Origin of the sequence: Patulibacter medicamentivorans (genome assembly GCF_000240225.1) — a bacterium.
GTDB classification, from domain to species: Bacteria; Actinomycetota; Thermoleophilia; order Solirubrobacterales; family Solirubrobacteraceae; genus Patulibacter; species Patulibacter medicamentivorans.
In genome coordinates, this window is sequence record NZ_AGUD01000023.1 from 16244 (window position 1) to 27055 (window position 10812).

A 10812-nucleotide genomic window follows, 5' to 3' on the forward strand; every position below is an offset into this window, starting at 1 on the left:
TGCGCAACCGATCGGCGTGATTCGCGGCCGCCCTCGATGTCGACGTTCCCGGTCGGAACGGGACGGGGAGGTCGCAGCCGGCGGCCGCGGAGGGTGGAGTCGTCACGTTTCGGTCGCTGAGAGTCCGGAACGTTGCAGGTGACGGGCGGCCGTGCACCGCGTCGCCTTCCGGTCGCTCAGGGACCGGGAGGTCACAAGCGACGGCTGGACGCGTGACCTCCGTCGCGTCGCCGTCACCTTGCGGTCGCCGGGCGACTGGAGGGTCCCGATCCGGACGGCGGCGCCGGACGCGCTCGGTCGGCGCCGCGGGCGTAGGCTGGGCGCCATGCCGGAGTTGCACGTCCTGCGGGTGTTCTGCGACGAGGCGGGGCGTCACGGCAACCCGCTCGGCGTGATCCTCGACGGCGCGGCGATCGCCGAGGCCGAGCGTCAGGGGGTCGCCGCCGCGCTCGGCTTCTCGGAGACGGTCTTCGTCGACGATGCCGCGAGCGGCGCGCTGCGGATCTTCACGCCGTCGGTCGAGCTGCCGCTCGCGGGGCATCCGCTCGTCGGCGCGTCGTGGCTGCTGGCGCACGTCGGCGCGCCGGTCGCCGTCCTGCGACCGCCGGCCGGCGACGTCCCGACCGGGGCCGACGATGACGGCGCCTGGATCGAGGCGCGACCCGACGACGGCCCGCGCTTCACCCTGGTCGAGCACGCCACGCCCGAGGACGTCGACGACCTACCGGTGCCGCGCGGCGCGAACGTCCACATGGACGCCTGGGCGTGGGAGGACGAGGACGCCGGCCGCGTGCGGGCTCGGGTCTTCGTCGACGAGGTCGGGGTTCCCGAGGACGAGGCGACCGGCTCGGCGGCGCTGCGCCTGATCGAGGCCCTCGGCCGGCCCCTGACCATCCGCCAGGGGAAGGGCTCGCTGATCGTCGGCGAGCCGGTCGCCGACGGCCGGGTGCGGGTCGCCGGCCGGGTCGTGCTCGACGAGCGGGTCGAGCTGTCGCAGCGGATCTAGCCGTCGCGTTCCGGTCGCTGGGCGACCGGAACGTCACAAGGGCCCGCCCGCCGCCCGCCCGCCCGCCGCGCTCAGGCCGGGCTGATCCGCACGGCGGTCCCGTAGGCGCAGACCTCGGTGCCGGTGCCCGCGTACTCGGTCGTCTCGAAGCGGAACGCGAGCACCGCGTTGCCACCGCGCGCCTCGGTCTCGGCGGTCAGGCGCTCCAGCGCCTCCTGGCGGCTGTCGTGGAGCATCTTCGTGATCCCCTTCAGCTCGCCGCCGACCAGCGACTTGAAGCCCGCGCCGATGTTGGAGCCGACGTTGCGGGAGCGCACCGTGAGGCCGAAGACCTCGCCGAGCACCTCGTCGATGCGGTGGCCCGGGATGTCGTTCGCGGTGACGATGAGCATGGCGGCACGGTAGACGATCGCGGTCGCGGCGGCGATCGCTTCACCGGATCGACACCGATCGGGTAGGCAGACATCTGATGACCTGCTAGCGTCGGCGACCGTGACCCTCTCGTCGCTCGGGCGCAGCGCCCTCAGCGAGCTCGCCGTCGAGCAGCTCCGCGAGCACCTCGCCGCCGGCGCCTGGCCGGTCGGCGCTCGCCTGCCGGCCGAGGCCGAGCTGGCGCGGCAGCTCGACGTCGGCCGCTCGACGGTCCGCGAGGCCGTCCGGGTGCTCGTCCACGCCGGCCAGCTGGAGACCCGCCAGGGCTCGGGCACCTACGTCCGCGCGCTGGTCCCGCCGCCGGAGTGGGAGCCGCGCGTCCGCCGCGCCGAGGTGCTCGAGGTCTACGAGGTCCGCGAGGCGCTCGAGTCGCAGGCGGCGCGGCTGGCCGCGCTGCGCCGGACCGACGACGACCTCGACCGGATCGACCGCACCCTCCAGATCCGCGAGCGGACCCGCGCCGCCGGCGAGGTCGAGCCGTTCGTCGACGCCGACCTGGCCTTCCACGCGGCGGTCGTCGACGCGGCGCACAACGTCCTCCTGAGCGAGATGTTCGGGTCCTTCCTGAGCGTCCTGCGCGCGGCCCTGATCGAGGTCGTCGCGGGCGAGGTGATCGACCGGATCGACTCCGCCGGCGCCCACGCGGCGCTCCGTGACGCGATCCGCGCCCGGGACCCCGCCGGCGCCGTCGCCGCCACCCACGACAACGTGACCGTGACCGCCCGCGGCCTCCACCCCGACACGAGGAGCACCGACCGATGACGACGTCGGACCGCCTGGCCCCGCCGGCCCAGGCCGCCTGGAACCCGCAGCGCCCGAGCGGCATGCCGTTCCAGCGCTACCGGCCGTTCCACCAGCGCGTGCCGTTCGCGCTCGAGGACCGCAGCTGGCCGTCGCGGCGGATCGAGCGCGCGCCGCTGTGGGCCGCGGTCGACCTGCGGGACGGCAACCAGGCGCTGATCGACCCGATGGACCAGGAGCGCAAGCGCCGGCTCTTCGACCTGCTGGTGCGGATCGGCTTCAAGGAGATCGAGGTCGGCTATCCCGCCTCGGGCAGCACCGACTTCGACTTCGTCCGCGGCCTGATCGAGGACGACGCGATCCCCGAGGACGTGCGGATCTCGGTCCTGACCCCCGCCCGGGAGGAGCTGATCGAGCGCACCTACGAGGCGCTCGAGGGCGCCCACAGCGCGCTGGTCCACCTCTACACCGCGACCTCGCCGCAGTGGCGCGAGCACGTGCTGGGCGTCGACGCCGACGGGCTGCTGGGGCTGGTCCGCAAGGGCGCGGAGGACGTGCTGCGCGGCGTCGACCGGCTGCCGGGGACCGACGTGCGCCTGCAGTTCTCGCCCGAGGTCTTCGTCCTGACCGAGCCGGAGCTGGCGCTGGGGACCTGCAACGTGGTCACCGACGTCTGGCAGGCGACCGAGGACGCGCCGGTGGTCCTGAACCTGCCGTCGACGGTCGAGGTCTCGACGCCGAACGTGTTCGCGGACCAGATCGAGTGGATGGACCGCAACCTCCGGCGACGCGAGGCGATCATCCTCTCGGTCCACCCGCACAACGACCGCGGGACCGGGGTCGCGGCGACCGAGCTGGCGCTGATGGCCGGGGCCGACCGGGTCGAGGGCTGCCTGTTCGGCAACGGCGAGCGGACCGGCAACGTCTGCCTGATCACGCTCGCGCTCAACCTCTTCACCCAGGGCGTCGACCCGCAGATCGACCTCTCCGACATCGACGAGGTCCGGCGAACCGTCGAGCACGTCAACCAGCTGCCGGTGCCCGCGCGCCATCCCTACGGCGGCGACCTGGTCTACACGTCGTTCTCGGGCACCCACCAGGACGCGATCAACAAGGTCTTCGCGCGCCGCGAGCGGATCGCCGAGGAGACCGGCGTGCCGGTCGAGGAGCAGCCCTGGGAGGTGCCCTACCTGCCGATCGACCCGCACGACGTCGGCCGCTCCTACGAGGCGGTGATCCGGGTCAACAGCCAGTCCGGCAAGGGCGGGATGGCGTACCTGATGAAGACCGAGCACGGCCTCGAGCTGCCCAAGCGGCTCCAGATCGAGTTCTCCCAGATCGTCCAGCGTCACACCGACGCCGAGGGCGGCGAGGTCTCCGCCGAGCGGCTGTGGGAGCTGTTCTCCGACGCCTACCTGCCGCGCGAGGGCGAGCGGTGGGGCCGCTACCGGATCCGCGGCCACCGGACGGCGTCCCAGGAGGACGGCCGCGACCGGCTCGACGTCGACCTCGACGTCGACGGGCAGGTGCGGACGCTGACCGGGACCGGGAACGGGCCGATCGACGCCTTCCTCGCCGCGCTCCAGCCGCTGGTCGGGACGGTCGTCGTCCGCGACTACGTCGAGCACGCCCTCGCCGCCGGCGGCGACGCGCGCGCGGCGGCCTACGTCGAGTGCGAGATCGACGGCCGGACGCTGTGGGGCGTCGCGATCCACGAGAACATCGTCCGGGCCTCGCTCGGTGCGGTGGTCAGCGCCGTCAACCGCGCCGTGCGGCCCTGAGCGCCCCGGGGTCGGGCCCGGATCCGCGCCCGGGTCAGGTCCGGGTCGCGCCCGGGTGATTCCCGATGGCGGGCCGGGGCGGCGGCCGCGAGGGTCCGGGCCATGATGACCTCACCTCTGTCCGCCCGGTCCGCGCTGGCGGCCGCGATCGCCGGGGCGACCTGCCTGGCTGCGCCGGGGCTCGCTGGTGCCGACGAGCTCCGCTGGCGCTCCTGCGCCACGGCCGAGACCGCTCCGGGCCTGCAGTGCTCGTCGCTGCGGGTGCCGCTGGACTGGGCGCGGCCCGGCGGGCCGAGGGTGCGCCTGGCGATCGCCCGGCTGCCGGCGCGCGACCAGCGCCGGCGGATCGGGCCGCTGCTCGTCAACCCCGGTGGACCGGGCGGATCGGCTGTCGAGGCGCTCGCCGAGGGGTTGTTCACTCCGCGCGCGACGATGGGCGCCTTGCGCGAGCGGTTCGACCTGATCGGCGTCGACCCGCGCGGCGTCGGGGGAAGCACGCGGCTGCGTTGCGGCCCCGCCCTGCGGCGGCTCGGCGTCCCGCCCGTCGACCTGAGCGACGCGGCGTTCGCTGCCTTCCGGAAGGCGAACGCGGCGGCCGGTCGCGAGTGCCGGACCCGCAGCGGGCGGCTCTTCGACCACGTCGACTCGGCGACGGCCGCGCGCGACCTCGATGCCGTCCGCCACGCGCTGGGCGCCCGTCGCATCTCGTGGCTGGGCCTCTCGTACGGCTCGCTGCTGGGTGAGGACTACGCCGCGCGCTACCCGCGCCGCGTGAGGGCGATGGTGCTCGACGGCGCGGTCGACCGCGCCCGCCCGACCGAGCGGGCGCTGATCGAGGAGGCGACGGCGCAGGGCCGGGCCTTCGCGGCGTTCGGTGCCTGGTGCGCGGCGACGTCCGGCTGCGCCCTGCATGGGCAGGACGTGGGGGCGGTGGTCGACCGCCTGACGTCCGTCCCGGGCGGGGTGCCGAACACGGCCATCGGGCGTCCGGCGACCGGCGCCGAGATCTCCTACGGCCTCAACGAGGGGCTGCAGATGCCGGAGGTCTGGCCGCTGGTGGCCGAGGTGCTGGCCAGGGCCGACGGGCAGCGGGGCCCGGCTGACGCGGCCGGGATCGTGCGCCGTGAGCCGGCGGTCGACCCGCTCTATCGCACCGTCACCTGCGCCGACCTCGACAGCGGGATCGCCTCGGCCGCCGACGCGCGGCGACTGCTCGGCCGGGTACGGGCGGTCGCGCCTCACACGTGGCGCTACACGGAGTGGTGGGACGTCATGACCGGCTGCAGCGGCTGGCCCGTGGCCCGTCGCGACCGATCGACCGCCGGCCGGATCTCCGGGGTGGATCGGGTGCTCGTCGTCGGCAACGCGACCGACCCTTCGACGCCCCTGCCGTGGGCCCGCGGCCTGTCGCGGCGGATCGCGGGCAGCCGCCTGCTGATCTTCGACGGCGTCGGGCACACCGGCCTCCTGCACTCGCGCTGCGTCCAGCGGCAGCAGGCGCGCTTCCTGGTGACCCGCGCGCTGCCGCCGCGGGGCGCCGTCTGCCGCGCCTGATCCCCGGACGGCCCGTCGCGCGGCGCCCGCGGGATGCCCGCGGGCGCGCCGTCAGGCCAGGCCCGGCCGCCGCCGCGGCGGGTCGGGCAGCGCGCCCTCCAGCCGCATGATCCGGCGCAGGATCGCCAGCGATCCCGCGTAGGTCGCGTCCATCCCGAAGAAGCTCAGACCGCGCGCCCCGAGCGTGCGGGCCTGGGTGTAGGGCGTGTCCGAGGCGTAGTGGATGACGCCGAAGTCGAGCGGCAGCCGGGCCAGGCTGACGGCCTCGCCGACCGGGTGGCGATCGGCGTCGGACAGCTCGTGGACGGCCGCGCAGTAGGGGCCGGCCTCCATCTCGACCACGGTGTAGGCCTCGCGGTAGTAGAAGTCGAGGTGGTCGCGGTTCTGGAGGAAGGTCGAGCGGACCGTGACCGCCCGCTGGTTGTCGAGCCCGGTGCCGTAGCGCAGGTCGCGCTGCAGGTCCTCGACGCCGAAGGCGTTGTCCAGCCAGTAGGTCGTCCGCGTGTGCTCGTCGTGGACGACGCCGCTGATCAGCACGTCGCCGACGTCGGCGTTGAGCGTCGCCGCCTTGCCGAGCACGTAGACCCCGCGCAGCCGGGCGACGTCGACGGCCACCTCGCGCAGGATGTTGTAGGCCGAGATCCCGAGCGGGTAGTCGATGTTGACCACGACCGCCTGGCTGGCCCGCAGCGCCGCCGCGTCGACCTCGCCGAGCCGTGGGTCGAGCCGCTCGGGCGCGATCCGGTCGAGCGGGATCGCCTGGACCGGGATCCGCAGCGCGCCGGTCGGGGAGAGGTCGAGGACGCCGGCGGCCCGCTCGGCCGCCAGCCGCTCGGCCGGCCGGGCGTCGAAGTAGGAGCGGGCCGCGAAGTACATGAGGTTCTCCAGCGACCCCTCGCTGCGCCCGTCGCGGATCCGCTCGAGCTCGTTGCGGAGGTCCGCCGGCCCGCGCTGCTCGACGTCGGCCATCAGCGCGTCGCGGTTCTCGCGCGCGATGCCGGTCACCAGGTTGACGAGCGAGTGGGTGTTGGAGGAGACGAAGTAGACGGGCCGCTCGTGGAGGTCGTCGAGCACCAGCGCGTCGCGGACCGGGCGCCACCAGTCGCGGGTCAGGCGGGCGTAGCCGACGTTGCTGGCGCCGAGCGTCCGCAGCCGCAGGTCGCAGCGGTGCCCGGGCATCGCGCGCAGCCGGACGTCGAAGCGCTCGCCCCACGACTCCCGCAGCCGCTGCCAGTCGTCGACGTCGCCGCCGAGGACGGCGGCCAGCCGCGCGGGATCGGTGGGCGGCTCGGCCTCGCCGCTGCCGCGCAGGCGGGCCCGCAGCTTGTTCCACTCGATCTGGAAGGCGACCAGCGTCGGCACCAGGTCGTCGACGTCGGAGCCGCTGGCGACCAGCACGGCGAGGATCCGCTCGTCGATCGGCCCGCCGACGCGCCAGAGCCGCCGGCGCGCCGGCGCCTCCGCCTCGGGCCAGGCCGCGACGTCGAAGCCGGCGTCGGCGAACTGGCCGGGCTCCTGGCCGAGCACGATCAGGCGGGTCTCGGCGATCTCGTCCGGGAGCCGCCGGACCGCGTAGAGGAAGGCGCCGAGGTCGAGCTCCTCGGTCGCGGCCAGCGGGTGCAGGCTCGAGCCCATCGCCCGGTGCGACGGCTCGAGGATCCGCAGCCGCGTCTCGCCGCTGGAGCGCAGCAGCGTGGTGTAGGTGCGGTGGTAGACCTCGACCTCGTCGGAGAGCCCGTAGGCGCGCTCGCCGCCGGTCGGGGCGGAGTTGGCCACGCGCTCGGACATGGGCCCAGTCTGCCACGGCTCCCGAACGGCGCGGGGGAGCGCTCGCCGGCCCGTAGGTCGCTTCATGCAACGGACTGCGATAGAGTGAATCGTGTCATGCAACTCACTCGCCGGCACGGCGCTGCGCCGGGACGGCCGGGTGGGCGGGAACCAGAGACCCAAGGAGCAGAGATGCGCTCTCCCATCGGCCGCGAGGTCGTGATCGTCGACGCGGTGCGGACCCCGATCGGCCGCGGCCGCGCCGACGTCGGCTACTACCGGGACGTCCACCCGAACGCGCTGCTCGGCGGCGTCTACCGGGCGCTGATCGAGCGCACGGGGATCGACGCCGCGATCGTCCAGGACGTGATCGCCGGCGCGGTCGGGCAGATCGGCGAGCAGTCCAACAACGTCGCCCGCAACGCCTGGCTGCAGGCCGGGCTGCCGGTCACGACGCCCGCGGCGACGATCGATCGCCAGTGCGGATCGGCCCAGGAGGCCGTCAACTTCGCGGCGGCGCTGATCGCGTCCGGCGCCTACGACGTGGTGATCGGCGGCGGCGTCGAGCACATGGGCCACGTCCCGATGGGGGCCAACCTCGGCGACGGCAAGTTCGGCACGCCGTGGCCGCAGGAGCTGATGGACCGCTACGACCTGGTGCCGCAGGGGCTGTCGGCCGAGATGATCGCCGAGCGGTGGGAGATCACCCGCGCCGACCTCGACGCGTTCGGCGTCCGCTCCCAGCAGCTGGCCGCCCGCGCGACCAGCGAGGGGCGCTTCGAGCGCGAGATCCTGCCGATCGAGGTCGACGGCCAGACGGTCGTCGCCGACCAGGGGATCCGGCCCGACACCAACCTCGAGTCGCTGGCGAAGCTCAAGCCGGCGTTCCGCCCCGACGGCCGGATCACCGCCGCGACCTCGTCCCAGATCTCGGACGGCGCGGCCGCGGTGCTGCTGATGAGCGCCGAGAAGGCGGCCGAGCTGGGGCTGACCCCGCGGGCCCGGATCGTCGACCACTTCACGGCCGGCGTCGACCCGGTGATCATGCTGACCGGCCCGATCCCCGCGACCCAGGGGATCCTCGAGCGCAACGACCTGGGGATCGACGACCTCGACCTGGTCGAGATCAACGAGGCGTTCGCGTCGGTGGTCCTCGCCTGGGAGCGCGAGCTGCACCCCGACATGGACCGCGTCAACGTCAACGGCGGGGCGCTGGCGCTCGGCCATCCGCTCGGCTCCAGCGGCGCGCGGCTGATCACGACCCTGCTGCACGAGCTGGAGCGCTCGGACGGCGAGCTCGGCCTGGTGACGATGTGCACCGCCGGCGGCACCGGTCCGGCGACGCTGATCCAGCGCGTCTGAACCGGGCACGTGGCTGATACAGTGATGTATCAGTGCGTGGCCGAGATCATCCGGAACCTGACAGCTCGCCGACGGCCGCGGCCGTCGGCGACGCCGTCTCGGCTGCGCCGTCGCCGGCCCCGGAGGCGATCGCGGTGGTCGCGGCGACGGTCCGGCGCCACGGCCGCGACGGGGCGCCGCTGCTGCTGCTCGACGACGTCGACTGGCGCGTCGCCGGCGGCGAGCAGTGGGTCGTGCTCGGGCCCAACGGCGCCGGCAAGAGCACGCTGCTGCAGCTGGCCGGCGGCGTCCTGCATCCGAGCGAGGGCCGGGTCCGGATCCTCGGGGCGCGCGTCGGGGGTACCGACCTGCGGACCCTGCGGGAGCGGATCGGCCGGGTCGACGCCGCCACCACGCGGGCGCTGCGGCCGGCGCTCGACGGGCTCCAGGTCGTCCTGACGGGCGCCTTCGGCAGCATCGCCCTCCAGCGCCGGCGGCTGGCCGAGGTCCACGAGCGACGAGCGCGAGGGCTGCTGGCGCTGGTCGGTGCCGAGGCGCTGGCGATCCGTCGCTTCGAGGACTGCTCCCAGGGGGAGCGGCAGCGGCTGCTGCTGGCGCGGGCGCTGATGGGCGGCGAGCGGGGGCCGGAGCTGCTGCTGCTCGACGAGCCGGCGACCGGCCTCGACCTGCCGTCGCGCGAGCGGCTGGTGGCGGCGGTCGCGGCGACCGCCCGCGAGCGGCCCGAGCTGCCGACCGTGACCGTGACCCACCACGTCGAGGAGATCCCGCCGACGACCACCCACGCGCTGCTGCTGGCGGCGGGCCGGGTGGTCGCCGCCGGGACGGTCGACGAGGTCCTGCGGGACGAGCCGCTGAGCCGCTGCTTCGGACTCGGGCTCGAGGTCACGCGCTCGGGCGGTCGCTGGGCCGCGCGCGTCCGGCCTGTGACAGCGGTGTAACGGATGGTGACGTGATGGGAGCGAAAGCGCACACGACCCCGGCGCACGCGCTCGACGAGGAGCGGCTGCGGTCGGTGCGCGACCGGCTCGGCGGGCGGGACTGGCGCCAGGTGACGCTCAGCGAGCTGGCGGAGGCGGCCGGGCTGTCGCGGATGACCCTGCACCGGCGCGGGATCGGCAAGGACGAGGTCCTCGCCCAGCTGGCGGCGGTGCTGGAGCGCGAGCACCGCGAGGCGCTGTTCCCGGCCCTGGTGATGGACGGCCCGGCCGACGAGCGGCTGCGGCGCGCTCTCGAGGCGCTCTGCACGGTCAACGAGCGCTACCTCGGCATGATCGAGGCGCTCGGCGAGCGGCTCGACCGCGTCTTCCACGACCGGGGCGACGGTCCCGTCCTGACCCGCGCGAGCTTCACCGACGGGCTCCGCCGGATCGTCGAGGACGGGGTCGCCGACGGCACCCTCCGCAGCGACGACCCGGCCGAGACGGCGACCCTGCTCTTCAACGCGGTCGGCTGGACCTATCGCCACATGCGGCTCGGCCACCGCTGGAGCCCGGAGCGGACGGGCGAGCGGCTCGTCGCGCTGCTCGTCGACGGCGTGAGCGCGGGGCGGCGCGCGTAGGCGGCGGGGCGGATCGCGGCGCTCGGCGGGTGGGAGCTGCCCCGTCCCGATCGGCCTCGGGACCGCTACCGGTCGACGCGGCCGCGCTCGGGATGGCCCTGGGTCCGCAGCAGGCGCGAGATCGCGATCCGGTGGCGCGCCATCCAGCGGTAGGCGCGGTCGGTCGGACCCGGCAGGGCCCGCGCCACGCGGGCGGCCGGCCAGGCGCCGGGAAGCTGCTCGAGGGCGGCGGCGAGGGCGGCTCCGCCGGACTCGCGACGACCGTCGGGGTGGATCGCGTGCCAGGTGGCGAGCTGGGCGTCGGCCGGCAGGTCCGCCAGCAGGCCGTCGAGATGGCGCTGGATTAGGTCGTCGGCGAGCCGGTCGTGGCGATCCCAGCGACGCAGCAGGTCGCGGCCGCTGAGGCAGAACCCGCAGTTGGCGTCGAACAGCAGCAGCAGCCGGTCGCCGCGGGCGGGCGGATCGCCCGGTCGCAGCGGCGGCGGGGTCGGAGGTGCGGACGGCTGGGGCACGGATCCAGGGTAGCCCGCCGCGGTCGGCGGCCCGCCGGGACGGCCGCGGTGCCGGCCACGGCCGGTGCGCGACCGTCCGCCGGCCGCCGCTGCGGCCGT

General features: G+C 75.0%; 10 protein-coding genes. 7 read left to right on the forward strand and 3 right to left on the reverse strand.

The window, feature by feature from the left end; all coding sequences use genetic code 11:
* The first annotated feature begins 325 nt into the window (after positions 1–325).
* A complete protein-coding gene (locus PAI11_RS03430; RefSeq protein WP_007570858.1) occupies positions 326–1006 on the forward strand; it encodes a PhzF family phenazine biosynthesis protein in 681 nt (226 codons plus the stop codon).
* A gap of 71 nt (positions 1007–1077) precedes the next feature.
* Here the strand turns inward: PAI11_RS03430 and PAI11_RS03435 are convergent, their stop codons facing one another.
* Positions 1078–1398, reverse strand: coding sequence for a YbjQ family protein (locus PAI11_RS03435; RefSeq protein WP_007570860.1), 321 nt, complete (start codon positions 1396–1398; stop codon positions 1078–1080).
* A gap of 100 nt (positions 1399–1498) precedes the next feature.
* Here PAI11_RS03435 and PAI11_RS03440 point away from each other — a divergent pair, with 100 nt between their 5' ends.
* The 3 genes from PAI11_RS03440 to PAI11_RS03450 all read left to right on the forward strand — a co-directional run bounded on the left by PAI11_RS03440 (position 1499) and on the right by PAI11_RS03450 (position 5514).
* Positions 1499–2200 (forward strand): FadR/GntR family transcriptional regulator, encoded by a 702-nt coding sequence (locus PAI11_RS03440; protein ID WP_007570861.1) that lies wholly within the window; start codon positions 1499–1501, stop codon positions 2198–2200.
* The gene (leuA, locus tag PAI11_RS03445) at positions 2197–3960 is read left to right on the forward strand and encodes a 2-isopropylmalate synthase (RefSeq protein WP_007570863.1); all 1764 of its coding nucleotides are present in this window, start codon (positions 2197–2199) and stop codon (positions 3958–3960) included. The genes PAI11_RS03440 and leuA overlap by 4 nt, the downstream gene beginning before the upstream one ends.
* A 102-nt stretch (positions 3961–4062) precedes the next feature.
* Positions 4063–5514 (forward strand): alpha/beta fold hydrolase, encoded by a 1452-nt coding sequence (locus tag PAI11_RS03450; protein ID WP_007570865.1) that lies wholly within the window; start codon positions 4063–4065, stop codon positions 5512–5514.
* Between the two features lie 51 nt (positions 5515–5565).
* Here the strand turns inward: PAI11_RS03450 and PAI11_RS03455 are convergent, their stop codons facing one another.
* The gene (locus PAI11_RS03455; RefSeq protein WP_007570867.1) at positions 5566–7302 is read right to left on the reverse strand and encodes a DUF6909 family protein; all 1737 of its coding nucleotides are present in this window, start codon (positions 7300–7302) and stop codon (positions 5566–5568) included.
* A gap of 171 nt (positions 7303–7473) precedes the next feature.
* Between PAI11_RS03455 and PAI11_RS03460 the strand changes: the two genes are divergently transcribed.
* The 3 genes from PAI11_RS03460 (at position 7474) to PAI11_RS03470 (ending at position 10201) form a co-directional block, all read left to right on the forward strand.
* A complete protein-coding gene (locus tag PAI11_RS03460; protein WP_007570869.1) occupies positions 7474–8643 on the forward strand; it encodes a thiolase family protein in 1170 nt (389 codons plus the stop codon).
* 134 nt (positions 8644–8777) lie between these two features.
* On the forward strand, positions 8778–9581 hold the full coding sequence (locus PAI11_RS03465) for an ABC transporter ATP-binding protein (RefSeq protein WP_244406504.1): 804 nt from the start codon (positions 8778–8780) through the stop codon (positions 9579–9581).
* A 14-nt stretch (positions 9582–9595) separates the two neighbouring features.
* Positions 9596–10201 (forward strand): TetR-type transcription factor C-terminal domain-containing protein, encoded by a 606-nt coding sequence (locus PAI11_RS03470; protein ID WP_007570873.1) that lies wholly within the window; start codon positions 9596–9598, stop codon positions 10199–10201.
* A gap of 65 nt (positions 10202–10266) precedes the next feature.
* Here the strand turns inward: PAI11_RS03470 and PAI11_RS03475 are convergent, their stop codons facing one another.
* Positions 10267–10713 (reverse strand): DCC1-like thiol-disulfide oxidoreductase family protein, encoded by a 447-nt coding sequence (locus PAI11_RS03475; RefSeq protein ID WP_007570875.1) that lies wholly within the window; start codon positions 10711–10713, stop codon positions 10267–10269.
* Between the last annotated feature and the right edge of the window lie 99 nt (positions 10714–10812).